25 protein-coding genes are annotated in these 25,709 nt (G+C 48.4%); 18 read left to right on the forward strand and 7 right to left on the reverse strand.

Going from position 1 to position 25,709, the window contains the following annotated elements:
* Positions 1–171 precede the first annotated feature (171 nt).
* Together Q7C19_RS02750 and Q7C19_RS02755 are read left to right on the forward strand one after the other, a co-directional pair.
* Positions 172–1,572, forward strand: a complete 1,401-nt coding sequence (locus Q7C19_RS02750) for a hypothetical protein (RefSeq protein WP_375091529.1) — start codon at positions 172–174, stop codon at positions 1,570–1,572.
* A 441-nt stretch (positions 1,573–2,013) separates the two neighbouring features.
* Positions 2,014–4,728, forward strand: coding sequence for a bifunctional 2',3'-cyclic-nucleotide 2'-phosphodiesterase/3'-nucleotidase (locus Q7C19_RS02755; protein ID WP_375091530.1), 2,715 nt, complete (start codon positions 2,014–2,016; stop codon positions 4,726–4,728).
* A gap of 38 nt (positions 4,729–4,766) precedes the next feature.
* On the opposite strand, the gene Q7C19_RS02760 is transcribed toward Q7C19_RS02755, so the two are convergent.
* Positions 4,767–5,648: a LysR family transcriptional regulator gene (locus Q7C19_RS02760; protein WP_375091531.1), complete on the reverse strand. Its 882-nt coding sequence runs from the start codon at positions 5,646–5,648 to the stop codon at positions 4,767–4,769.
* A gap of 101 nt (positions 5,649–5,749) precedes the next feature.
* Between Q7C19_RS02760 and Q7C19_RS02765 the strand changes: the two genes are divergently transcribed.
* The 8 genes from Q7C19_RS02765 to Q7C19_RS02800 all read left to right on the forward strand — a co-directional run bounded on the left by Q7C19_RS02765 (position 5,750) and on the right by Q7C19_RS02800 (position 15,244).
* Entirely contained in the window at positions 5,750–6,769 is a 1,020-nt protein-coding gene (locus Q7C19_RS02765) for a ketopantoate reductase family protein (protein WP_375091532.1), read from the forward strand.
* Between the two features lie 13 nt (positions 6,770–6,782).
* Positions 6,783–7,520, forward strand: a complete 738-nt coding sequence (locus Q7C19_RS02770) for an acetoacetate decarboxylase (protein ID WP_375091533.1) — start codon at positions 6,783–6,785, stop codon at positions 7,518–7,520.
* A 101-nt stretch (positions 7,521–7,621) separates the two neighbouring features.
* Positions 7,622–8,140, forward strand: a complete 519-nt coding sequence (locus Q7C19_RS02775; RefSeq protein WP_375091534.1) for a GrpB family protein — start codon at positions 7,622–7,624, stop codon at positions 8,138–8,140.
* Positions 8,133–8,579 (forward strand): DinB family protein, encoded by a 447-nt coding sequence (locus tag Q7C19_RS02780; protein WP_375091535.1) that lies wholly within the window; start codon positions 8,133–8,135, stop codon positions 8,577–8,579. Before Q7C19_RS02775 ends, Q7C19_RS02780 begins: the two co-directional genes overlap by 8 nt.
* A gap of 19 nt (positions 8,580–8,598) precedes the next feature.
* Entirely contained in the window at positions 8,599–9,483 is an 885-nt protein-coding gene (locus tag Q7C19_RS02785) for an alpha/beta fold hydrolase (RefSeq protein WP_290787472.1), read from the forward strand.
* 476 nt (positions 9,484–9,959) lie between these two features.
* The gene (locus Q7C19_RS02790) at positions 9,960–11,081 is read left to right on the forward strand and encodes a GTP-binding protein (RefSeq protein ID WP_375092139.1); all 1,122 of its coding nucleotides are present in this window, start codon (positions 9,960–9,962) and stop codon (positions 11,079–11,081) included.
* A 111-nt stretch (positions 11,082–11,192) separates the two neighbouring features.
* The gene (locus Q7C19_RS02795) at positions 11,193–12,716 is read left to right on the forward strand and encodes a cardiolipin synthase (protein WP_035408477.1); all 1,524 of its coding nucleotides are present in this window, start codon (positions 11,193–11,195) and stop codon (positions 12,714–12,716) included.
* 152 nt (positions 12,717–12,868) lie between these two features.
* Positions 12,869–15,244: a glycoside hydrolase family 31 protein gene (locus Q7C19_RS02800; protein WP_375091536.1), complete on the forward strand. Its 2,376-nt coding sequence runs from the start codon at positions 12,869–12,871 to the stop codon at positions 15,242–15,244.
* Positions 15,245–15,318: 74 nt separating this feature from the next.
* On the opposite strand, the gene Q7C19_RS02805 is transcribed toward Q7C19_RS02800, so the two are convergent.
* The 3 genes from Q7C19_RS02805 to Q7C19_RS02815 all read right to left on the reverse strand — a co-directional run bounded on the left by Q7C19_RS02805 (position 15,319) and on the right by Q7C19_RS02815 (position 17,510).
* Positions 15,319–16,119 carry an SMI1/KNR4 family protein gene (locus Q7C19_RS02805; RefSeq protein ID WP_375091537.1) on the reverse strand — a complete coding sequence of 267 codons (801 nt, stop codon included), beginning with the start codon at positions 16,117–16,119 and terminating at the stop codon, positions 15,319–15,321.
* A 110-nt stretch (positions 16,120–16,229) separates the two neighbouring features.
* Positions 16,230–16,811: a DUF1643 domain-containing protein gene (locus Q7C19_RS02810; protein ID WP_035408471.1), complete on the reverse strand. Its 582-nt coding sequence runs from the start codon at positions 16,809–16,811 to the stop codon at positions 16,230–16,232.
* Between the two features lie 15 nt (positions 16,812–16,826).
* Positions 16,827–17,510 carry a lytic transglycosylase domain-containing protein gene (locus Q7C19_RS02815; protein ID WP_056060751.1) on the reverse strand — a complete coding sequence of 228 codons (684 nt, stop codon included), beginning with the start codon at positions 17,508–17,510 and terminating at the stop codon, positions 16,827–16,829.
* A gap of 107 nt (positions 17,511–17,617) precedes the next feature.
* Here Q7C19_RS02815 and Q7C19_RS02820 point away from each other — a divergent pair, with 107 nt between their 5' ends.
* The 5 genes from Q7C19_RS02820 (at position 17,618) to Q7C19_RS02840 (ending at position 21,853) form a co-directional block, all read left to right on the forward strand.
* Positions 17,618–18,292: a CPBP family intramembrane glutamic endopeptidase gene (locus tag Q7C19_RS02820; protein ID WP_375091538.1), complete on the forward strand. Its 675-nt coding sequence runs from the start codon at positions 17,618–17,620 to the stop codon at positions 18,290–18,292.
* A 147-nt stretch (positions 18,293–18,439) separates the two neighbouring features.
* Complete coding sequence (locus tag Q7C19_RS02825; protein ID WP_035408466.1) at positions 18,440–18,862, forward strand: hypothetical protein; 423 nt, start codon at positions 18,440–18,442, stop codon at positions 18,860–18,862.
* A 412-nt stretch (positions 18,863–19,274) separates the two neighbouring features.
* The gene (locus Q7C19_RS02830; RefSeq protein WP_056060756.1) at positions 19,275–19,955 is read left to right on the forward strand and encodes an ABC transporter ATP-binding protein; all 681 of its coding nucleotides are present in this window, start codon (positions 19,275–19,277) and stop codon (positions 19,953–19,955) included.
* Positions 19,952–20,770 carry a hypothetical protein gene (locus Q7C19_RS02835; RefSeq protein WP_075642148.1) on the forward strand — a complete coding sequence of 273 codons (819 nt, stop codon included), beginning with the start codon at positions 19,952–19,954 and terminating at the stop codon, positions 20,768–20,770. The genes Q7C19_RS02830 and Q7C19_RS02835 overlap by 4 nt, the downstream gene beginning before the upstream one ends.
* Positions 20,771–20,782: 12 nt before the next feature.
* The gene (locus Q7C19_RS02840; RefSeq protein WP_375091539.1) at positions 20,783–21,853 is read left to right on the forward strand and encodes a hypothetical protein; all 1,071 of its coding nucleotides are present in this window, start codon (positions 20,783–20,785) and stop codon (positions 21,851–21,853) included.
* Positions 21,854–21,950: 97 nt separating this feature from the next.
* Here the strand turns inward: Q7C19_RS02840 and Q7C19_RS02845 are convergent, their stop codons facing one another.
* The 3 genes from Q7C19_RS02845 to Q7C19_RS02855 all read right to left on the reverse strand — a co-directional run bounded on the left by Q7C19_RS02845 (position 21,951) and on the right by Q7C19_RS02855 (position 23,403).
* Positions 21,951–22,844, reverse strand: coding sequence for a hypothetical protein (locus tag Q7C19_RS02845; RefSeq protein ID WP_035408459.1), 894 nt, complete (start codon positions 22,842–22,844; stop codon positions 21,951–21,953).
* 89 nt (positions 22,845–22,933) lie between these two features.
* The gene (locus Q7C19_RS02850; protein ID WP_035408457.1) at positions 22,934–23,140 is read right to left on the reverse strand and encodes a DUF2922 family protein; all 207 of its coding nucleotides are present in this window, start codon (positions 23,138–23,140) and stop codon (positions 22,934–22,936) included.
* A 35-nt stretch (positions 23,141–23,175) separates the two neighbouring features.
* Positions 23,176–23,403, reverse strand: a complete 228-nt coding sequence (locus Q7C19_RS02855; RefSeq protein ID WP_035408455.1) for a DUF1659 domain-containing protein — start codon at positions 23,401–23,403, stop codon at positions 23,176–23,178.
* 68 nt (positions 23,404–23,471) lie between these two features.
* Between Q7C19_RS02855 and Q7C19_RS02860 the strand changes: the two genes are divergently transcribed.
* The 3 genes from Q7C19_RS02860 (at position 23,472) to Q7C19_RS02870 (ending at position 25,702) form a co-directional block, all read left to right on the forward strand.
* Complete coding sequence (locus Q7C19_RS02860) at positions 23,472–24,467, forward strand: potassium channel family protein (protein ID WP_375091540.1); 996 nt, start codon at positions 23,472–23,474, stop codon at positions 24,465–24,467.
* Positions 24,468–24,536: 69 nt separating this feature from the next.
* Entirely contained in the window at positions 24,537–25,229 is a 693-nt protein-coding gene (locus Q7C19_RS02865) for a hypothetical protein (RefSeq protein ID WP_313122931.1), read from the forward strand.
* 59 nt (positions 25,230–25,288) lie between these two features.
* On the forward strand, positions 25,289–25,702 hold the full coding sequence (locus tag Q7C19_RS02870; protein ID WP_023467922.1) for a hypothetical protein: 414 nt from the start codon (positions 25,289–25,291) through the stop codon (positions 25,700–25,702).
* The last annotated feature ends 7 nt before the right edge of the window (positions 25,703–25,709 follow it).

Genomic DNA, 25,709 nt, shown 5'->3' on the forward strand with positions numbered 1-25,709 from the left:
CAAAAGATCGTTCAACCGGCTTCTCACTCTGAGAAGTCGGTTTTTGTTTTGGAAATCGATGGAGACAGTCAGAGAAAAGGTGGGATATAATGGCTGTTGAATGAATTTGATGTTTTTGGTTTCGTTGTAGCAGGAATATTCAAACATCAGACATAAAAAGGAGGAAATGGGATGGAGTCAAGGCAAGAAAGGAAACAACGACGGTTTTCCGTCTGGGACGTCCTGTATGGCGTCCTCATCGGTCTCATCTTTTTCGGTGTCATCTACGGTGTGATGGCATTTTTGACTTCACAAATCACCTCATCCTCAGACTATCAGGATCTCGTGAAGCAGATGCAACAGGCGGATATCACATGGAAAGAAACAGACATCACTGTTTCGTTGATGCTTTTGTTCGTCGGTGGGCTGTCGATCACGATGCCGAGCGCAGTCCGAGAAGGGATCATCAATCAGGTGCTGGATGCAAGTTCTGCCGGCGACGTCTTATCGTTGTTTGGGATTGACTTAAAACAAGTCCTCGCGCCATTGACGTTCGATGTCTCTTACGGCACGTTGCTTTATTCTGTTTTTGGTATCGGATTGATCGTCCTGTTATTTTTAGTGTTACGGATTAAGGCAAGTCGGCTTGGGTGGACGATTCGATCGGTCAGTTTCTTTTTAACGGTCGGGATCATCTGGTTTGTTCTTGCCGGACGCGGAAACAGTGTCCCATTCCTTGCGTTACAAGACGGCTATGCGATGAGCGGGATCTTACCACTTCTCGTCGTCAGTCTGCTTGGTTGGATGGCGTTTTTCCCGCAAAAGTTATCCGGTCTGACAGCTGCTGGACGTGCCAGCTTGCTGATTTTGATGTTCGCGAGTACGCTCCAACTTGTCTTTACGGTGCAGGACGAAGCGGAGTATGACGGTGATTCCTCACTACGAACGGCATTGACCGTTGCGAGTCTGAACGCCGGAAGTGGAGGGATGTATGACTGGATTCATGGTGGACAAGTCGTGTATCAAGCAGACGTCCTTGGAGCGAATGCGGAAATCCCGGTCTCGATGCTAAACGGGGAGACCTCAACGGAACAGCTCAATGACTCGATTCAGAAAGTTGTCGATGGGATCGATACGAATCGGGTGACGGAACAATTGCTGACGTTAGTCGGTGGAGAACGTCCTGATTTATCAGCGACACAATTGAAGCTTGATCCTGTTGATTACGGTGTCGCACGACAGACGATCCAAGCAATTGATGCTGAATCGGCCGGAACGACGGCACCAAACATCTCAAGTGAGAGTGCGTATTGGGTGTTGTTACTCGTGACATTTGTGATTTACTTCGTCTGTAGTATCCGGAGTTTCAAGTCGATTATCGACCCATTCATTTTTGCGATCGCGATCGGTGTCATCAACTTCATCGTCAGTCAAGCTTCATATGTTCAGTTCGCGATGAAGTGGCGGAGTGACGTCTTATTCGAGTTCGCTCAACAGACGGCAGGTTGGACGGTTCTTTTCGCAACAGGACTTGCGTTACTTGGTGGAATTCTTGGTTATGTCGTCCGGCGGAAACCAGAGAAAACGGTGTAAGGGACGTGGAGTGGTGAAAATCTTATGCCATGAATCTGATCGAAGAACGTTTCTGTCATTTTCGTTTTCCACAGTCGGGTAAGCCGCGGTATCCTAAACTATGTTTCGTCTACCGGGTCTCACCTGACCCTGACGAAAGCGAAAAACGTGCTTTCTTTTCCTGTAGGAGTTGAGAATGAACAATTACGTTCTACATCAATTATAAACGATACGTTTTCAGGTTCATGTCCTGAAATGTATCGTTTTTTTTGTGGTGTATCTCCTTTTTTTACCATGTGAGCTCGATTTGTAAAGGTAAAATCAACAATGTTAAGCCAGTATTTGGAATTAGTTAAGTAGGTTAAATAAGACGGATGTCCGACCTATTTGAAAGGACTATTAGCTATAATCGAACCATGCTAAATTAATGAAGCAGTCAAAACTTCCTGGGGGGAAATCCAAATGAAAAAAGCAACGAAACTCGTCATCGCGTCGACATTGATCGCACCGATGCTCGTACCAGTCGTTCAAGTCAAGACACTTGCTGCCGACAACAGTGTCGTCAAGTTACGCTTCTTAGAAACAACGGATTTACATACGAACTCAATGAACTACGATTATTTCAAGGATGCGCAGGACGAAACGATTGGTCTCGTCAAAGCCGCTACAGTCATCAAAAAGCAACAAGCTGAAGTGGGCGTTACGAATAGCTTCTTGTTCGATAACGGAGATACACTTCAAGGAACGCCATTCGGGGATTACGTGAAGAACCAGTACGACAAAGGAAACAAAGGCAAACATCCGATGTACGAATTGATGGAGTACCTTGGTTATGACGCGGTCACGCTCGGGAACCATGAATTCAACTTCGGACTCGATTTCTTGAAGTCAGCGATGAGCGCTTCGAGCGGTTCAATCAAGTTCGTCAACTCGAACGTATTGGATGCGGTCACGAAAAAGCCGATCGTCTCAGACTACAACAAAGATGGAAAAGACTATCAAATCATCGAACGTCAAGTCAAGGATCAGAACGGTGACATGAAAACAGTCAAGGTTGGTGTGTTCGGAGTCGTCACGCCACAAATCATGGCATGGGATGCGGGGAATCTGACGGGGAAAGTCACGGCTGAAGATATCGTCCCGACTGCGAAAGCAACAGCGAAGAAATTAAAAGACGCAGGAGCGGATGTCGTCGTTGCACTCGCACACACAGGTATCGGGGATACAGTGGATCAAAAAGATGGCGATGAGAATGTCGGCTACGCGTTAACGAAAGTCGCAGACATCGATGTCTTGATGACAGGTCATCAGCACGGAAAGTTCCCAGATGCGAAATCTGCATTTAACGGATTACCAAATGTTGATGCAACGAACGGTCTGATTAACGGTAAACCAGTCGTCATGGCAAACACACAAGGAAAAAATGTTGGTGTTATCGATCTTCAATTGAAGCAAGTCGACGGGAAATGGGTCGTGGATACGTCTGGCGCAAAACTAGCGGACGTGACGAAAGATACGACAGCAGATGCAGGTGCAGTCAAATTGATTGAAAAAGCGCATGAAGGAACACTCGCTTATATTCGTCAAGAAGTCGGAACGATCAATGATGATATCCAGAGCTTCTTCGCTCTCGCACAAGATGATGATTCCGTTCAGTTCGTGACGAATGCTCAAAAATGGTATGTCGAGAAACAACTCAAAGAAAATGCGGATCTTGCGAAATATAAAGATCTCCCGTTGTTATCAGCAGGTGCACCATTCAAAACAGGTGGTCGTAACCAAGTCAACGCATCCGATTACACATTGATCAAAAAGGGACCGATCGCACTGAAGAACGTTGCCGATCTCTATGTTTATCCGAATACACTCGAAGTCGTCAAAGTAACAGGTGCTGACGTTAAAGACTGGCTCGAGATGTCAGCCGGTCAATTCAATCAAGTTGGTGCTGAGCAGACAGAGTTGTTGAACAAAGATTTCCGGAGCTACAACTTCGATATCCTCGATGGACTGACGTATGAAATCGACATCACGAAACCAGCAAAATTCGATTATAACGGTGGTGTCGCCAATAAAGATGCAAGTCGTGTTCAAAACATCAAATATCAAGGAAAAGCCATCACAGACGATCAAGAATTCCTCGTTGCGACGAACAACTATCGCGCTGGTAGTGCGACGTTCCCAGGTCTTGGCGGCGGAAAGAACATCGTCTACAAATCGGCTTACGAAACACGTAACGTCATCTCGGACTTCATCAAAGCGAAACAACCGGTTGATTATAAAGCGGACGACAACTGGTCACTCGTCGCAAGCAAACCGATGACGGTCAGCTTTGATTCAGCGGCTGCAGCTGCACCGTACGTCAAGCGGTATGAAGGCATCACGAATACAGGTGTAACACGTCCGGGCGAGACAGGTACGTTCCTTAAATTCAACATGAACGTGCCGATGAAAGACTTCACGGTCTCGGCAAAAGCAGTTAAACCAGGTGCGAAAGTCGTTACTGGTCAAGCCGTTCCGGGCGCAACAGTCACGGTCAAACTCGGTGATAAAGTCCTTGGAACAGCAACAGCAAACGAAGCGGGTCAATATGAAGTCGTGACACGTCCGCTTAAATTGCGTGATCAGTTGACGATTGTCTCAGAACTCAGCTTCATGAAGACAGAAACGAACGTCACGGTCGGAACAGGTGTCGTTGCGACACCGGCGATCGATAAAAAATCAGCAGTTTACGGATCAACTATCCTCCGCGGTAAAGCAACGGAAGGTCTTGACGTGACGCTCTATAAAGGATCAACGAAAATCGCGAAAGCGAAAACGACGGCAAGCGGCTTCAAGATTGCGGTCAAAAATGGTCTAACGACAGGTACGTACACGGTCAAGTCGACAGACATCTCGAACAAGATCACGAAAAAGGCGTCGTTCACGATTAAGAACACGTATCCGGTCAAAAAATGGTCAGGCAAAAAGACGTTGACAGGTAAAGTCGAAAAACGACAAATCGTCCGCCTCTACCAAAAAACAGAGTCTGGTTATCAATTGATTGCTCAAGACGTGGCGGATCAGCACGGGAACTATGTCTTGAAGATGCGTAAGGCATTGACGAACGGCTCGTACAAACTCAACATCTATACAGCGAAAGATCATCTCGATCAGTCACGCTACTTCATCACGAAGTAATATCTCACACGGATGTCTGCATATGCAGGCATCCGTTTTTATTTGATTAGATATGCGCGTTGCGAAAGTAGAAACAGTTTAATGCGTTCGTAGATGATTGCTTGCTCGACCGTCAATTGATCCGTCGCGTGCGACATGTAGAGTTGTGACGTAACGGTAAACACATCGTCTGTGATGAAAGGGAGTCCCATCTCGCGACAGACGGAGACGGGAACGAAGCTGAAATACCGTTGCTGGCGTAAGGCGAGTTGCAGCGAGACGTCATCAATATAGTGCGAGGTATCGGCATAGATGTTTAGTTCCGCCATCTTCAATTGGATGAAGCGGTTGTAGTCCTTATTGTGGGAGGGAAACAAAAAGGCAGTCTCCGTTGCATCCGTATAGAGTGCTGTAATCGCTTCTTTCTCTGAATAGGAAGCAGGGTAGGTGATGACGATCTCCTCTTCTACGATTGGTTCACTCGTAATGAGCGGATGTTTGAGTTCCATGAAGCTGATTGAGAAATGGAATTCTTGATGAAGGAGACCGCTCAGGATTTCGCGGTTCGAGAGGATGTCCGAGTTGAACAAGGGAGCAGTTTGTGGAAGAAGAAACTCCCGTAGAATCAATTGGATGAAACGACCATGTGAACTGGCAAGACTGAGTGGTGTTTTCGTTGATGCATCGTTTCGTACCATTCGTTCCTGAACACGTGTCAACTCGTGTTCGATTTTTTCGACAGACTGAAGTAACAGTCGACCATTGTCAGTCAAACTGATCGTTCTACCTTTTCGATGAAATAATGTCGTGTTCAATTCACGCTCGAGTTTCTTGATCGTCGCACTAAGGGCAGGTTGACTGATGAATAATCGTTCGGCAGCACGCGTCACGTTCAATTCCTCAGCAACGTGACGAAAATAATTTAAATGTAAGAGTTCCATGATATCCTCCTGACATAACCTATAGGTTATCAAAACATACAATTATATATATTTCTGTTTATGATGAAACTAGTATACCGTATATACCAGAGGTGATAGAAATGAAAATCGGAATTTACGGAGCAGGATCACTAGGAACCATCATGGGAGCTTATTTGAGTCAACAGTATGCGGATGTCGATCTGATCGATACGAACCGTGCACATATTGAGGCACTGAACACAACAGGGGCACACGTCATTGGTCCGGATTTAACGCAAGCTGTTCATGCAATTCATCCGGATGACATCTCAGAGACGTACGATATCATATTATTGCTGACGAAGCAGGTCTACAATGAACCGGTCCTCGCGAAAGTGCGGACGATTTTAAAGGAAGACGGTATTCTCGTCTCCTTGCAAAACGGTGTACCGGAAGAGTTCATTCAACAACAGATTCCAAGCGAACGTATCATTGCGGGATCCGTCGAGTTCGGAGCGACATACGTCGGACCAGGTGAGTCACGCCTGACATCAGATTACGAACATTTCAAGACGTATGCGATGCAAATCGGTGAACTGGACGGGAAGAAGACGGATCGGATCGTCCAACTGAAGGAAATCCTTGATCACATCGGTGGGACAGAAATCTCTGATAATCTACCGGGAACGAAATGGTCAAAACTCGTCATCAATAGTACGTTCAGCGGGTTATCCGCTGCGTGTAACGGTACGTACGGCGACGTTCTCGATCATCCTGTCTTGTTACGGGCAGCAATCCATACAATGAAGGAAGTTGTTGAGGTCGGTCACGCCCACGGCATCACATTTGCAATGATGAGTACGTTTGAGCCGGCAGCTTACGCAACACTAGACGATATCGATGAAAAACTGATCACCGTACCACAATTGATGCACGGGTCGCGTGACTTAGAAGCAAGCATGTTGCAGGACTTACAAAAAGGTCAACCGACCGAAATTCGTTTCATTAATGGGATCGTCACGATGTACGGCAACATGTACGATATCAAAACGCCGTTCAACTCGCTCATTCAAGAAATCGTCGAAGAAGCGCAAGCAGCGAAGACAGTTCCTGATTTTGAAACAAGTGTCACACGCTTTGCCGCATTGTTAAACGCATAAAGGAGGGATTCAAATGAAACAGAGCGATGTAAAGAACGTCGTCGCGACGCCGATCAATGCGCCGGTTTTTCCGGCGGTCGATATCTTCTTTCGGAATCGAGAATACTTGAACATCATCTATGAGACGGACATCGAAGCGTTACAAGCAGTCGTTCCGGAACCACTCGAGGTGCTGAGTAATCAGATCAAGTTTGAGATCATCAATATGCCGGATAGCACGGGTCTTGGGAGTTATCTTGAGTGCGGGCAAGTCATTCCGGTTCGGTATCAAGGGGAAATCGGTGAGTTCTACCTATCGATGTATGTCAACAATCAGCCGGCGATCGCCTCTGGTCGAGAAGTAGCTGCTTTTCCGAAGAAGTATGGTTCACCCCGGCTTTATCTCGACAATGATGTACTCGTTGGAACGCTTGACTATCATTCGCTCCGCGTCGCACAAGCGACGATGGGATATAAATACGTTCCGATGGCAGTCGAAGAGGCACAGTCAATTGTCGGTGCGCCGCAGTTCATGCTCAAACAACATCGCGGCTATCAAGGCGAGTTGATCATCTCTGAACTGACACGCAGTCAAATCACGGATCTTGAGATTAAAGAAGCATACCGTGGACCGGCTCGGCTTCAATTGTTTGAACATGTCATGGCACCACTCGCTGACTTCCCTGTTCGAAAGATCGTCGATGCCCAGCATATCATCGCCGATCTCCGACTGGGTGGACCTGCGAAACTGTATGATTATCTAAAGGATTAACGAACATCGGACACCATGCGTAACGAAACGACCTCCAAAGCGGATGGTCGTTTTGTTTTACCCCAAAAACTGGCATACTGAATTTAGAGGGGGAAACGACCATGCGACAAGTCATTGTGTTACCGTATCAATCAGAATGGGCGAGTGCATATACACGAGAAGCGGACCGGTTACGAGAGGTGTTTGGAGCACGTCTTAAGCAGATTCATCATATGGGAAGTACATCAGTTCCGGGACTCGCAGCAAAACCGATCATCGATATACTGCCCGTCGTCGATGCGCTCGAGGGGATCGAGCAGTTCGACGCACGGATGGAAGCAATCGGCTACGAGGCGAAGGGTGAATTCGGGATGCCGGGACGTCGCTATTACCGAAAAGGTGGAGACGAACGGACGCATCATATTCATCTCTATGCGACGGGAAATCCAGAAATCAAGCGTCATCTTGTCTTCCGGGATTACTTACGCAAACATCCAGAAGAAGCCGCTGCTTACGGGGCATTAAAGGAACAGTTAGCGACAACATATCCGCTTGATATCGAAGCCTATATCGCCGGTAAGGATGCGTTCGTCAAGGAACTCGAACTCCGCGCAATTGCTTGGGGGAACGCGCATGACTGACTGGGAACGTGCTCTCATTCGCCATATCAGTGTTGGTGTAAAGACGTCGAAAGTCTTGTTTGAGAAGATCGAAGCAAAGGACTGGAACACGCAACCGATCCCTGGGAAGCGGACCGTCGGTGAAGTCGCCGTCCATCTCGCTGTATTACTTGAAGCCGATTTGATGCTCGCAGAAGGAGCGACGGCAGAAGCGATGCAGGCATTTTATGCGGAACCGGTCATGTGCAATCAGTTATCAGAGCGAATCGATCAAGCGTTTCGGGTCTATCAAGAAAAAGTCACGGCCGGATTTTCGACGCGTCCGACGTACTGGGGAGTTACCGATTCGATGCATGGTTGGGCGATTGAAGCAGTCGTGCATCTCTATCATCATCGATCCCAGTTATTTGATTACTTGAACATCCTTGGGTACGAATTAGAGATCTCGTTATTTGAATGAATGGAAGTAGGGATAGCGTATGGAATATATCGTCGAAACATCAGCCGGTCGATTTGATACCCGGTTGACGGGAAGCGGGGACGTCACATTCGTCCTCGATCACGGGATGATGTCGAATCGGCATCAGTGGGGTTGGCTCCGAACTGAATTATTGAAAAGGGGACGGGTCTTTGAATATTCGCGTCTCGGTTATGGGCGGTCGAGTCGTGGCAAAAACAAACGACTCTTTACACATCAAGCGGATGAGTTGGCAGATGTTTTACGGATGCTTCGAGTTGAAGGACCGTATGTCTTCATCGGTCACTCGCTCGGAGCCTATATTTCGCTCGCGAGTGGACGATTATTTGCAGACGAGACACGCGGCATCGTCTTGCTTGATCCGTCGCACCCAGATGTCGATGCGGCATTGCCGAACTGGTACGAACGAACACAAGAAGAGTGGAATCGATTCCTCTATTTTCTTAGTCACATTCGACCGATTGCTTGGATGATCCCTGACCGTTTGGGAAAAAAGATGTTCAGTGTCTTACCGGAGGCTGATCAATTGCCGATGTGGCAGCATTTTGCGGCACCTGGACATTGGCGGGGAACGCTCGATGAATGGCAATCGGTAGAGGAGAACAATCAGATGATTCTTTCGTTGATCGAAGACGTGACGCAGCCGGTCCTCGTCCTGTCTGCTTCGAACTGGGCAGGCGGCATGCCGGAAAGTTGGTTGAATCCGGCATTGACCGAACAAATCAATGCGGCTCACGCTGAGTTCGCCGACAGTTTACCGAACGGGATGTATCATGTGATTGCAGATACGAATCATTACACGATTGCTGGTTTTTCGCATGAGGCAGCGGAGCGGATCACGGATTTGATCGGGACGACATGGGATTTACCGATTCAAAGTCAGTAGTAAGGTTACGTTTTTTCGTTTCGCTCGAATCGTTTTCCTGGGACAAGCATCGCGCCGCTTCACTTCGTTGCAGGGTCGCTCCTGCCTGTATTTCTCTAGGAAGCGATTACGAGCGAAAAAAGTTTCTTTTCTTGTGCTTCGGAATATCTGACGGAGCTGACTCTAAAGCCAGTATCTACAAAGAATGACGCGTCACACGCCACTCCTACAGGAAAAAGCGCATTATGCGCTGTCAGAGACAAACAAGACCCGCTTTCCTGCTTGAAGGAAGCAGGAAAACTGGCTTGTGTCTCGCCTGAGGAAAGGGCGTGAGAAGATGCGTCATTTTTTTGGAGCCAGCCCCGTCTACTCCTTGAGTCGACACTTATCAGCTTTTTTTTGGAAACAAAATAAATCGAAATCATTACGATTGACGTCAGTTAAAAAGTCGGTTACTCTATAAAACGTAACAATTACGTTTTAGGAGATGAATGATGATGCAACCGATATCGATCACCGTTTTATCCGGTTATTTAGGATCCGGTAAAACGACACTATTGAACTATTTACTACATAATCGCAAAGGGCGCCGCCTCGCGATCATCGTCAACGACATGAGTGAGGTCAACATTGACGCGGCATTGATTGAGCAAGGCGGATTCTCGCGGACGGAAGAGTCGTTCGTCACGCTCTCGAACGGCTGCATTTGCTGCACATTGCGTGATGATCTGTTGCTTGAAGTCAAACGCCTCGTCGACCAAGGCAATATTGACGGGATCGTCATCGAATCGAGTGGTATCTCGGAACCGATTCCGGTCGCCCAGACCTTCACGTATGAAGATCCGGACAGCGCAATCGATTTATCACATGTCACGAAAATCAATGCGATGGTCACGGTCATCGATGGGTACCGTTTCCTGAAGGACTTCGAGTCTGGTGAATCGTTGATTGAGCGGAAACAGGCAGTCGATGAGACAGACGTGCGCGAAGTCGTCGATCTACTCGTCGACCAAGTCGAGTTTGCGGACATCATCGTCTTAAATAAAGTCGATCGCCTGACACCGGAAGAACGCCATACCGTCATCGGCTATCTAAAGGCGTTGAATCCAGTGGCTCGTCTGATTGAGACGACGTATGGTCAAGTCGATCCGACAGAGATATTAGACGTTGATCTATTTGACTTCGAACAAGCAGCAGCAAGTGCCGGTTGGATCCGCGAGTTGAATGCCGAAGCACATATTCCGGAAACGGAAGAGTACGGGATCAGTTCATTCGTTTACAGGCGCGATATTCCATTCCATCCTGAGCGTTTGCTTGCCTTGATCGAAGACTGGCCGCAAGAAGTCGTCCGGGCGAAAGGATTCTTGTTCCTCGCGACACGTCCCGAGATGGCACTATTGTTCCATCAGGCAGGATATGCGTCGAACATGGAATACGCCGGTCGCTTTGCATCAGACGAGGATCGACGGACGGAACTGGTCTTGATTGGGATCGGACTAGAACAAGAGAAGCTCGAAGCGTTGTTTGATGCGAGTCTCGTCCAGGAAGACGAAACAGACTGGGCATCTCTGAACGATCCGATACCCGGTCGTGAGATGTACGAAGAAAACTTTTTATAAAAGGTCAATCTTTAGAGAAACCGTATCTGCGGTTTCTCTTTTTTGTTATATTTTCATAGTGAATGGGAAAAGAATACTAGTGAAGGTATGTTAATTGAAGGAGGAAGGTCTGTGCGCAACCGGATTTTACAATTCGCACTTGTATTTTTAGTCGCCGGCGGAATTATTTGGGGACTATATCAACTCGGCTATTTATTTTATGTCTTAACGATTTCAGCGACGGTTGTGCCGCTCGCCGTCATCATGATCATCTTCATCGAGAACCGGACAGCGGAATCAACGATCGCTTGGTTTCTCGTCCTGATTTTCTTACCGATTCTCGGTGTCATCATCTGGTTGATGTTCGGTCGGAATCCACGGCGTCGCCGCCGGAATCGTCGTTCGCATGACGAACGAAAATTGCTGAAACAAGCGATTCGTCCAGTCCGGTCGCTTGCCGTCAGTGAATTGCCACCGAATCATTTGAAGCTTGCGAACACGATTCGCAACTTCGGTGGTGGCGGGGTGGACGTTCATACAGCAAGTGAGATTCTGACGAACGGGGAAGAGACGTTCCCGGCGATTCTTGACGCAATTCGTCAAGCGAAACATCACGTCCACATCCAGTACTACATCTATCGAAACGATGAGACAGGCAAGGCAATCCGGGAAGCATTGATCGAGCGACTCGAAGCGGGAGTCGAAGTGCGGTTCATGTATGACGGACTTGGAAGCTATATGCTTGGTGAGAATTTCCTACGTCCGTTACGCGACGCTGGGGCTCATATCGCAGCCTATGATCCAATCTCGAGTCCCTTATTCATATTCACGGCGAACTTCCGCAATCACCGGAAAATCGTCGTCGTTGATGGGAAGGTTGGCTTCACCGGTGGACTGAACGTCGGTGATGAGTACGACAGCAAGAGTAAGAAGTTCGGGTTTTGGCGCGATACGCATTTACGGCTCGAAGGACGTGCCGTTAAGGAATTACAAGCGACGTTCCTCGACGACTGGATTTATGCCCAAATCGAATCGGACGACACATGGGAGACGTTTGCGGGGGAAGAGACAATCCACCAGTACTTCCCGAAACATGATGTTGCGTCCGACGGAGCGATTCAAATTGTCACGAGCGGACCGACCTCAAAGGATCCCGCGATTCGCAATGCCTTGATTGCGGCCATCATCTCGGCGCAACGCTCGATCTGGATTGCGACACCGTATTTGATTCCGGACAATGAGACGATGACGCTACTTCGACTTGCTGCACGTGCCGGGCTTGACGTCCGCATCCTGACACCGGGGAAAGGCGATAGTTTTACGTCTTACTACGGCACCCGTTCCTACTTTGGACCACTCCTGAAAGATGGGGTCAAGATTTACACGTACAACCGTCACTTCATCCATGCCAAACTGTTTCTCGTCGACGGCAAGATCGGTGCTGTCGGAACGGCAAACATGGACATTCGCAGTTTTGTCCTCAACTATGAACTAATGGCGTTCCTGTACGATACGGAAAGTGCCGAACAGCTCGAGCGTGACTTCATTGCTGATTTCGACGTCTCGATTCAGTTATCATCGAATGATTACGTCAAACGCCCGCTCCGCTTCCGGATTTTCGAGTCACTTTCGCGCTTGATTTCACCCTTATTATGACGTAACGTCCCGCATCTATTTTCAGGTGCGGGACATTTTTAGGTTGATTCTTCCTTGAAGTGGGAACATGAACTCTTATACACTAGATGTGTAATCGGTTGCACACTACTTAGCCTGGAAGGAAGTGAAAGGGACGGAAGTCCCGAACCCGTATGCGAACAATTGATGAATCCCATTTCTACACGCGCGACATGAAACCACAAGCACGACCAGACGCTATCATCCAAGGAGATGTCTACCGTTTCACGGTCTTGACGAGTCGGATGATCCGACTCGAATACGCGGCGGATGGACAATTCGAGGATCGACCGACCCAAACGGTCTTCAATCGTGATTTCCCGGTACCTGCTTACCGCATCGTCGAAAACGAGGAAGAATTGCAAATCATCACCGAGCACGTCCATCTGCATTATACAAAGGGACCGTTCGCTGCGAACACACTTTATATCGATGTCTTAGGGAACTTCAGTACCTATTACAGCCGTTATACGTTCGGCGGACCACTCCGGACGTTAAAAGGAACGGCACGGACGCTTGACCATGCGGACGGTGTCATTCCTCTCGAGGAAGGAATTGTCTCACGGCAAGGATACGCGGCGATCGACGATTCGAACGCCTTCGTACTGACGGAAGACCACTTCGTCGAACCGCGTCGCTCTGGTACGCATGACATCTATTATTTCGGATACGGTCACGACTACAAACAGGCACTGCGTGACTTCTACCACCTGACAGGACCGACACCGATGTTACCGCGTCAGGTACTTGGCAACTGGTGGAGTCGCTACTGGCGATATAGTGAGAAAGAATATAAGGACTTGATGACACGCTTCAAGACGGAAGATATTCCGTTCTCGGTCAGCGTCATTGATATGGACTGGCACGTTACCGATATTCCGGAACGATACGGAAGCGGTTGGACGGGTTATACGTGGAACCGTGATTTGTTCCCGGATCCACGCGGATTCTTGCAATGGTTGAAGGACGACGATCGGATGGTCACGCTCAACTTGCATCCGGCGGACGGTGTGCGTGGGTTTGAGGAAGCATACGAGGCGATGGCGGTCGCGATGGGTGTTGATCCCGAATCGGATGTCCGGATTCCGTTTGATTTTTCGGACCGGACGTTCATTGAGAACTACTTCACGAAGTTGCATCATCCGCATGAGGCGGATGGCGTCGACTTCTGGTGGATCGACTGGCAACAGGGTGCGAACTCGAAGATGAAAGGGCTTGATCCGCTCTGGATGCTCAATCATTACCACGCACTCGATATCGCCCGCGATGGTAATCGACCGTTGATCTTCTCACGTTACGCGGGACCCGGAAGTCACCGTTATCCGGTCGGTTTCTCGGGTGATACGATCATCTCATGGGCATCACTCCAATTCCAGCCGTATTTCACGGCGACGGCGTCGAACATCGGTTACGGATGGTGGAGTCATGATATCGGGGGTCACCAGCGCGGGGAAAAAGATGACGAGTTATCGACACGTTGGCTCCAGTACGGTGTCTTCAGCCCAATCATGCGTCTGCATAGTACGATGAGCATCTTCAATGGGAAGGAACCATGGCGCTATTCGACCGATGCGGCGAACGTCATGAAGAAATATTTACGACTTCGGCATCAGCTCGTGCCGTACATCTACACGATGAATGCCCGCAATCACTTTGACGGCTTGCCCCTCGTCTCACCAATGTATTATGAGCATCCAGAAGACGATCAAGCATACAATGTCCCGAATCAGTTCTACTTCGGAACGGAATTGATCGTCACGCCGATGGTCACACCGATGCACCGGAAACTGCACATGACGGCTGCGACTGCATGGTTGCCAGAAGGAGAATGGTTCGATTTCTTCAATGGGCACCGTTATCGAGGTGGCAAACAGATCCGTCTGTTCCGCTATCTCGAAGACCAAGGCGTACTTGCGAAAGCCGGTGCGATCGTCCCACTCGGTCGTCATCTCGAGCATTCGAATGCATTGCATAATCCGGACGATCTCGAAGTTGTCGTCTTCCCAGGAGCCTCGAACCGGTTTACGTTGTTTGAAGACGACAGCACAGGGATTGCACACCGCGATGGCGTCAATGTTGAGACGACATTCGCGCTCGACTGGGAAGCGCGTGAACTGACGATCGCTGCACCGACTGGACATCGTGACTTGCTACCGGAAAATCGGTCAATCACATTGATTTTACGCGGGGTCCACGAAGGTTACGTCCAGCGCGACGGGGAAAGTGTCACCGGCGTCTATGATCATGCGACGCAGTCACTTCGTGTCGAGCTCGGTGAAGTGACGGAGACGATCACGTTGTCGCTCCAAGTCGAGATGTCGACGAACGAGAACAAGATGGACCGGTTGTATGCGTTTCTCGACCAAGCGGAAATCAGCTATGACCTGAAGGATCGTTTGTATCGTCTATTGTCACAAAAGCTTGATCCGGTCAATATGATGCACCAGTTGCAAGCACTTGAACTGGAGAAGGATCTTGTCGACTGCCTGCTTGAGTTGATGTTGTCTTAAAAGATTTTATATGCATGCAAAAAGCCAGTATTCGTCATCCGTTTGGACGAGGAATACTGGCTTTATGGTTTAGGTCATAACTCTTCGTCTTTCTCTTCGTCCATCCAAGACAACAGATCCTCTGCATCGAGATCATCACCTTTGCTGAGGATCAAGGCAGTGACGACATCTCGTTTCTGGTCTAATAAATCCGGGTTGTTCGTCAAGACTTCTATGAGGTAATACGCATAAGAGCCAAGGAAATCAGGCTGGTCGTTTCGTTCGATCAGTGTCATGAACGCTTCAATGAGTTCTTCTTGTTCTTCATCGAGAATCATCCAGTGGGAGTAGGCGAGGAGTTTTTCGTTTTCATCATCTCCACGGAGAATGTCCTTGATTTCAGGTAACGTCAGAAATACGACATCCGGCATGACGACTTCCGGAACATCGCTACTCAGCTTCGTTAACCACTCGTCGTAGGTTGACGCAACGAAATGGGTCGTCTCGTCCGAAATGTCGAGACACCAGACAGTCGGCTCAGTATCTTCCGTAAAGTGGAAGTACCAAAAATAGCTACCTTCTCCTTCAGCGAACATCATGACGTTCCCTTCGACGTCCCATTCCCGGAGGACCGACAATTCGTCCAGATACCGCTCGAATGTCAATGATGTCATCGAGCAGAGCGGAAGGTATAGACCCGTTTCTTCGTCCGACCATGTATTCTCGAACTCGACCATCACGACCTTCGCTTCTGGAACTCCACCGTTTTGCTTTCGCATCTGTTTGAGGTAGCGAGCGGGGAGTCGACCGCTGACGGCTTGCTCGATTCGTGTGATGTCTGTTTCGTTGACTGAAATGATCGTTTCTTCTTGTAGATCTTCATCCCAAAATGGCATCATATGACCTTCCTTACTATGTAATGATTGATGTAGACCTTGATTATACGCAATATGTTTGGAAAATGTTTCGAAAAAAGACCCTATCCATTAAGGAAGGGTCTATTGTGTCATTTACGACGCAATTTTTTCGCTTTTTGTTTCATGTCGTTATACGTGATCATTGGACTATCGTCCATCGTCAAGCGCAGATGGTTCGGTTCACCTTTGTTCGTGATGCCGGAGCAATAGAGGATGTCAGCATATTGATCAAACAGTTCCTCGTATGCCGGCAGGTGGTGCATCAGACGACCAGGAGAACCCCAGCCACAGAGGACGACGCCATTTTTCGCTTTGACATCGGCAAGTGTCTTCGCGACGAACTCATAGTTCGTCTCATCGAAGCTTGCTTGAGCGAACGGTAGATCCTCGCTGACGAGAAGGTCCGGCATCAAACTGATGATGTCATATTGTTTGACGGGGTCATTGACATACTTCTTCATCAAATTGTACGCACGTTGTGTCGTCGTTCCAGAGAGAAAGGCATCCGTCGTCCGTGGTGTGTAAATTAAAGCGGCGACGTGCGTTCCTTCTGCGATGTCGTCAAAGATATAGCTGCGTAAATAGCGTTTCGTCTTGTCTCGATCAAACGTCGTCTGGACGCGGATCGACGATTCCTCAATCAAGAGTTCGGAAGAATCGGCTGGTGTCATGGGTGGTGCCTCCTTTTAATTGGTCAAACGTGAGCTGATGCGAAGGAAGAACGCGAGGGTCTTCTTCTTGAGGTCGAGGTCGTTCGCATCGATCGCCTCGACGTGTTGCTGGTAACGATCGTATTGGGCGAGCACGTCAGAGACATATTGTTCACTGCGATTGTATTCAAACAGTGCTGTCGCGAGCGTGTCTCGGTCGGATGTCTGTGTGACATCGTGTTGTTTCAGATATTTCGCTGCCGTGTGGGCGCTATCGACGAGACTTGTCGGATCGGCTTTCCCGTCGCCGTCCGCGTCCACTCCGAGACCACCATATTTCTCGATGGCTTCCGGATCCGTGACGTCAATGCCGTCATGCTCGATGTCACCGAGCGACGTGCCACCTTTGTATCCCCAACCGACCCATGTTTTCGGCATGAATTGGAACGGGCCGATGGCGCCAACGGACGATTGCATCGCTGACGAGTTCGAGAAGATCGTCTCGACGCGATGAATGGAGGCGAGTAGCTTCCAGTCGATGCCGTAACGTGCCGCGGCTTGTTCGTAGATGTCGATGTTCTCGGCAGGTACGCCATGCTGTCCATAATACGTACGATACATTTCATTTTGAACACGTTCCCGATTTTGCCAGTAGATGAAGCTACTGACGATGAGGGCGAACAGTACGAACAAGATGCTGATTCGAAAAACTTTTCGCATATTGTTCTCTCCTCTGTTTAGGATTCCACTGAATGGTATCATATTTTAGTAGGGTCTAATAGCACTTTCTGTGACGGGAGTGTGGAATCAAAAAAGGAGTCGAAGTCATGTATCTCTTCGTAAATGGGTTTTTACTCGGATTACTCGTCGTCCTTTCGATCATCGCAGCGGTCCGTCCGGTCGATTTGACGATCGTTTCTCGCAAGGAATTCTACCCCTCGATGGTCCAGTCAAGCGGGATCTTATGTTTGTTGCTCGTCGGTGGAACACTGATCAGCGGCACACAGTTGCCGGAAATCGGCTTGACGTTTTTTGTCCCAAGTGGTCCGGTCTGGTACGCGACGATCGGACTAATCGTCTTTCTCTGTATCGTCTTGCTTTTGACAGCGACCGTTCCGGCGTTTCGCAAACGTTTGTTGCCGCTTTATCAAAGTGAGGCGGAGCGACTGATTCTGCCACGAACGAAAGAGGAACGGACCGGGTTTCAGATGGTCGCGCTGATGGCAGGAGTGACGGAAGAGTTGATTTATCGCGGATTTCTCTTTCATGCTCTCGGATTATTTTTACCGTTTTCTGACGTCAGTTTCGTCTGGATCGGGGCAATCTTGTTTGGTGTCGCGCATCGTTATCAAGGGTGGTTCGCAATCCTCGTGACAGGACTAATCGGGGCGGGATTCGGTTACTTGTACCTAGCACTTGAGACACTCTGGCCGCTGATCATCATCCATGTCTTGATCGATCTCGTTGCTGTCTACATTTACAAGGACGATGTTAATTCCTGACATCGTCAAAAAGCGTTGAATTTGGTAGACTGAATGTCAAGCGAAGTCATCGTTTAAAATGGTCAAGTTGACGGTTGCAGAACAGGTCAAATGACAGGTAAAATGAGAAGGTAAACGCTTACACATCAAAAGGAGATGGATGAAACCATGCGAACGATCACTTCCACTGGCGAGCGAAAGAAGACGAGTTGGACATTGAATATCGGCAATCAGCCACATTTGATGATGGATGGTGTGACAGAACAAACGCTTGATGCCGAACAACGTGTCGTCTATAACGAATTTTTAATTCCGACGACGGACACTTTGATTCATCGGTTCAAAGCCCGCTTCCCGAACCATCTCTGCGAGAACGGGTATGATGTGTATGGCGCTGCCGCTTTTGACGAACAGGTCGTCGAACTGATCTCGAATTGGTTCATCGAGCTGGTCACCGTCTTAACAGCGATGCAGCGGACGAAAGGCATTCAGCATGTCCAGATTGAAGGCGGTGTCGCAAAACGGACCGACTTCTTACCGACCGTGCGTCGGACATGCCGGGCACTGGAGTCAACGATTGATATTTATTGAAGCACCAGTCACGTTTTCAGAGGGGGCGTCCGTTAGGATGTCCTCTCTTTTTTTAATCAACGAATCGAGAGAATTCGACGTCGTAAAGACAGTGTGCACTTTTTTGTTCATCTCGAATCGTTTTCCTGGGACAAGCATCGCGCCGCTTCACTTCGTTGCAGGGTCGCTCCTGCTTGTTTTTCCTTAGGAAGCGATTTCGAGTGAACAAAACGTCTCTCTTCTTTCATAAATTAAAAAGCAAAAACGAAGTCGAATACTCGCGGAGTCGGACAGGATTGTCCGGCTCTTTTTCATTTTCTGGATGATAGCAGGAAAAAAACAGGTTGACGCTAGACTGTATGGCATGTACCATACAGTTAACAGATGTACTATTGTCTTAATACAATGGTGATAATCAAGGAGGGTGAATCCGATGCTTGAGGTAAAAGGGTTACAGAAGCGATATGGACGAAAAAAACAGGTCTTACGTGACGTGACGTTCTCCGTCGGTCTAAACGAAGTGACATGTTTGATCGGCTTGAACGGGGAAGGGAAGTCGACGATCCTAAAAGCAATTCTCGGTCTGATTCCGGTAGATGCCGGGACGGTGACGGTCGACGGTAAAACATCGCGCGACAAAATTGCGTTCGTGCCTGATCTTCAGACGATGCCGAGCTACATGACAATCGGACAAGCGCTCGCATATATGGCAGATCATTATCCGGACTGGAATCAAGAGACAGCGGAACGGTTACTGCAGACGTTCCAGCTGTTTACGACGGATAAAATGGCGAACTTATCAAAAGGGAACAAAGCGAAGTTCAATCTCGTCTTAGGATTCGCCCTCGATCGTCCATACATATTACTCGACGAACCGCTCGCGGGAATCGATTTGTTCATGAAGGAACAGATTGCCTGGATTTTCTCAAGTGAGTTCATGGAAGGACGGAGTATCCTGATGACGACTCACGAAATCGCTGAAGTCGAGCAAGTGATCGACCGAGTGTTGTTCTTACGAGACGGTCAGATCGTCGAAGTCAAAGAGACGGATGAACTGCGAGGTCATCATCATCAATCGGTCCAAGACCGGATGCGGGAGGTATATCAAGGATGAAACGCTGGTTGTTATTAACGAATGAAGAACTAAAACGAAGTACGAAATTACTGGTGTTGTTGATTTCAGGCTTGATCGTCGCGGAAATCGCGTCACTGCTCTATCAAATTTACGATTATCAAAGCACGATCGAGAAAACGATGCGGATTGAACAGATATCAGAAATGGACGCAATTGCGCGAGCAGGTGGTGCGTTGACATTCGCACAAGCAACGGATTTTTACGATTCAGTCATTGTATTAGCGATGGGGATGATTATCTTGTTCGCGTTCTGGATTTGGTACCGCGACTGGATGGGTGAGACGAAGTACATTTACAGATTGCTATTGTTACCGGGATCACGCCGGGCGATTTTTGGATCGAAAATGACGGCACTCTTACTTGTCGTTACTAGTTTGATCGGAATTCAATGGGGGCTGTTGTTACTTAGTCGTAATCTCTACTTATGGTTGTTACCAGATGCTCAACAGGTCACAGCCAGCATCAATGAATACTCCTTCTACATGAATTTGTTCTATACGATGTATCCGAGTGATATTTTATTCATCTTACTGATGTCATTCATCGTCATCTCGTTCGTCTTCATGACAGTATTACTTGAACGATCGTTCCGAAAGGGAAAAGCGTTCTTGCTCGTCGGATTACATGGGATTGCGTTGATTGGCGGTTATATCATTTTAGGCTTAGCATTGTCAGCTATTTCGAACGATTTGAGTCAACTGCACATGCAATTTTATCTCGGGTACATCGTGCTCTTAACGTTATATGTGTCGTACAAAAATCTGCGGTTAGTCCAGACGCGTCTATCCGTCTAAAGGAGAAATCTCATGAAACGATATCGTCAACTTCTGATCTATGGAGTGATCATTCTCATAACAATCGGAAGCTACATCGGCTACACGCTGTCGATCAAAGGAGCAGACTTTTCGCTCGAGACCGTCAGTGGAAAACCTTCGCAAATCGAAAATTTTAATTTACGTCTTCAGACGAAAGGCATGCGTTCGACGATTTATGATGTCAACGCTAAGGGAGACATCGAAAAACAGTCAAATTCTTACGTCGGACAACTATTCCGTGAAGATAGCATGACGGATTTGCCAGATGAATATTACGAATTTACGACGCAAATGGAAACGAACGCTAGCAGTGATGGACAATCAGAGTATGCGATTCAGATCAAACACAATAAACTGCAATTTAAGATGTTTACGTTTAAGACGGAGGAGATGTTCGAGAAAACATTTCAGTATGATACAAAACTTGAGACGGGGATGGACATACAAGCCAGTGTCGTCGATAAACAGGCGATGAAGGTCTACATTCAACTCGATCGAGTCGATCAGCCAAGGGAAACGAAACTGCTTGTGCTCGATTTAACAAGCGACCGGGTTGAAGAGATCGTTCTTCAAAAGCCAGTAGCGCCTAAACACGCTCGTCAATTTTTAGCGATTCATCAAAATGAGGTCGTCTACACGGAACAACCGTCTGACAGCGATGAGGAGAACACTAAACTATCTTATTTCCTCGATGACGGCAAAAGCGTTCGTTCCATCAAGGAGTTGAATCAGCAGCAAATCGGTTATACGCCCTATGCGAACGGTCGTTATCTCATCGGCTTCCATCTGCCGGAAGGGGAGACGAAACGAATCGAATGGTCGATGTTCGACTTGGAAACGAAACGATTATCCGAGCATAGCGTAAGCAGTCCGCTCGTTTTGAAAAAGATTGATTGGTTGGATTCGAAGGATGAGATGCAACTTTATCTCTCTTCCGAGACAAACGATGGATTCCAAGTGTCCGTGATCGATCTGAAGAATGAGCAACTGATGTATCAAGGAGAAATCAAAGATGCGAATCGTAAAAAAGGAACGCGTATCTATGATTTTGCGGTTCAATGATCCACGAAAAGACGCTTCGTCCCGGAAAAACTTATCCGGTCCGAAGCGTTCTTTTTTTCGTTTTGACTAGGAATCGATACATTCTAGGGCGAAAGCATCAAGACGTGAAATTTTTCTCTGCCGCTTTACAGGCACGCAATAAGGCGTCCTTGAAGAAACGATCTTCCTGCGAAGCGAGTTGTTGTGTCGCTTCCTCGTCTCCGCGCAGTGAGCGGGCGAGCATCTGAATGACCTTGACCCAGCGCCGGACGTGATCAAGTTGCGGGCGACCCATCGCGACGTACACCGTGAACCAATCATTCTGATCGCGACGGATCATCCGTTGGAACAGTGATTTCGCGAGATCGACTTCTTCGGTCGTCGGGAGTTCGTTCGTCTCGAAATAACGACGTAACGCGGCAACGGCAGTTGCGTACGCTGCTTTGACGTCGTCTGACGGCTGATGCTTACCGTAGTCGGATGTCGACAGATGAAGTAAGGCAGGTTTTTTCTCGACACCCGTGATCCAGGCAGAGATCGTCTTATTGCCTTTATAGGCTTGACGGTTCGCGACCGGGAGCTTCGCCGTGACGTTTCCGACTTTCCCGATCAAGGTCACTTTGTTGTTGCGATCCTGAATTTCGGTCACTTTCAACTCGACCGTATCACCCATTTCATGAGGAATGGCTTTCGGCTGGAGCTTTTCTCCTGCCGAGAGCGGCGAACGCTTGCGGATCATCCGCAGTGCTTCTTGTTCAATCCGGTCGTCAAGCGACCACAGATGTTCCGGTGGGACGTTGCGGAACCGGCGACGTCGGACCTTGATGTACTGGTCAAGCGCGTCAGCAGCTTGCTCCCGCGTCGATTCACCACGTGCGACGGGGCCGATGATGTCTCGGAGCGTAATGGATTCGAGACGTTCCATGATGCCTTCGAACGGGATGAGTTCCATTACGTAGAGACTACAGACGACGAGTTCGCATTCGCGAGGAGTGAGTGGGCGTTTGGCCATAAATTGACTTCCTTTCAGCTGGTTGATGTTTCTAGTATACCAAAAAAAAGCCATCGTCACGTAATCCCGTGACGATGGACTGAAAAAGCTTACAAGACGAATGGCGATTCCGAACTATTTTGCAATTCAGCGGACGCGAGACGTGTGACACCGTTCATGAACGGGTCATGGGCGACGAACAAGTCACCGATTGCTTTGATCTCAGCCACGGTCGCATTTTCCTTCGCACCAGCGATCCGCAAGCGATACGGTTTTTTTGTCACCGTATCAAATGTCAGGACGATCGTATGTTCCATCAATGGTCACTCCTTTCATGAAATGTAGGGACGAGTTATGCCTTGAGTAGAGCGTAGTCACGGCTGATTTCCGTCAGCGCGTAGCGTCCGTCGAGTAAGCTGCCGACCGCTTGACCGATCGAAGCGACGACGTCTGCTGGAAGATTCGAACGTAAGCCGTTATAGCGGCGGCGAGCAACGACGGCATCACCGTTTGCTGTCACCTTGTCCTTCCGCTCGAAGACAATGACGAGACTCGTCTTGATTTCTTCTGCTTGTGTCATGTGTATCACCTCCTTCGCCCTTATTGACAGGGAAAGAGACCGGATTGTTCGAAAGGAATGAAAAAAAGATGGTCTGGTTACGTTTTTTACGAAAAGTATCGTTTTTACGCATGCGGACGCTCGTATATGCGTCCTTGATCTTCGTCTTTGGTGTCGCGGGCATCATGTATGCTCTTGAGCCAGAAACGTTCGGATCCTACTTCCGGGCCGTCTACTGGACGATGACGACCGTCGTCACGGTCGGGTACGGCGACTTCTTCCCGAATTCTGATACCGGTCGGATTCTGACGATTTTCGTCTTCATCTTTGGAATCGGGATCGTCGGGGGACTAATCTCAAAACTGGTCGACGGTGTCCAGTTGATTCGCAATCAAAAGGAAAGAGGGTTATTACAAGTGAAAGAAACAGGGCATACCGTCGTTTTCGGTTACAGTCGGCGTTCGAAGCACGTCATCGATTCATTACTCGAACATACGGATGTCGTCCTCGTCGATGATTTAGAGCGCGAGCCATTCAGTCACCCACGATTTCATTACGTCTGTGGTGATCCGGCACTGACATCGACGCTCGAACGGGCACACATCGAAAAGGCAGTTCGCGCGATCGTCCTCGCCGATCATTCGATTCCACCGGTCCATGCTGACGGACGGACATTGTTGATTGCTTCAAGCATCGAACGGGCGAATCCGAACATTTATACAATCGTCGAAATGATGCTTGAAGAACACCTCGACAGCTTCGAACAGGTTAAGGTTGATGAGGTGTTACTTGGTGATGAGACGATTGCCCGGATGGCGATCCTCGCGTCCCATCATCCTGGTGTGACGAAGGTCGTGACGGATTTGTTGACGAAGGACGGTGAGGGCATGTTCTCGATTCCGAGTAGACCGGAGTGGGGGACGTACCGTGACGCCTATCATGCTTTGCTAGAAGAAGGCGTCACGATCTTATCTGATGGAAAACGACTCGATTTGAACCGTCGACTCGATGAAGCGATTCCGAAAAACGGGACGTTGATCGTCTTGTGTTCGGAGGAAACCGCCCAACGAATTGGAGCGATTTAGAGAAGAAAGGATTTAACCAATCTTTTTTCGGGTATAGTAAATAAATTTACTAGACGGAGGAAAAAGATTATGACACAACCACAACCAGAATGGATTCAAGAATTATTTGAGACGGTCGATCAAGGCGAAATTAAAAATGCACCAAAATTACTCTATATGGCACTGACGCTTGAACCAAATTATTTTACAAAAGCAGTTAGCCGATTCAATCAACGGTTAGAAGTCGAACCATTAACGGACGTTTCGGAATTGTTGACGGTCTATCGTCAATTTTTCCTTTCAGCTAATCCATCAGAGGAGTACTGGTCACTTGCCTGGAACGAACTCATCCAGACGCTACAACATATGATCGATCGGCCGGAAGCACAGCAATTACTTAAAGAGCATGTCGATTTACTCGACTGGTGGTCGAGCGAATCGTTGCTTTCACTCCCGAGCTGGTTGACGATTTTAGATGTCGCTGAACGAATCGACGCGCTTGATCAATTTAGCAGTTATCTTCCAGATATCTTCGAGAGTTATGCGCTTGAAACGGCGAAGGACGAACCGTTTGCCCGTCTTGCCTGGTACGCACTCGCAAGCAATCAACAAGAGTTGCTTGCCCCTTACAGAGACCGGATTGAAGCCGGTTCTTCAAAGGAAATTCAGTCTCTTCGTCAAGCGGATCTCGTCGATCAAATTGAAACGACGCGGGTCGTTATGTTAAAGTCGAAAGATAACGAGCCGATTGAATTAACATTTGATCGAAAATGGACATTATAAATTATCGAAGAAAAAATGACACCTAGAAGCCGCACGAATTCAGTCCGAGGGGTGTAGGGATGATTCACGTCAATTTACCGAGTGGTGACTATGTCGTGTTAGTAGAAATAAATCGTGAAGTGCTGCTGTGTCATTCGATTGAAGAAGCGGAACAAGCACAACGCGACCGGTATGAACTGGTCGGACGGATGAGCGAACGCTTGCCGGCAGAAGTGATTGGACCCTCGATTGCGGATTTTGTCCGCTTTTCGACCGGGTTCATCGGCGAAGAAGTGACGTGGCATGAGGAGGAAGAAGCCTTCTTTTGCCAACAGTTCGAGACATTCGACGGTTCCCCGTTAGGTGAAGACCTGACGGGGATCGATGCAACGCGTTGGCGTGCGGTCCTTGCACGCTATTATGCTTACGTGACGATCGGAAAGATCATTCCTTTTGAAGTCAGCGAAGAACCGGACGGCACGGTTCCGCTTTAGTCCAGAC

Origin of the sequence: Exiguobacterium sp. PHA03 (genome assembly GCF_041945985.1) — a bacterium.
Taxonomy (GTDB): domain Bacteria; phylum Bacillota; class Bacilli; order Exiguobacteriales; family Exiguobacteriaceae; genus Exiguobacterium_A.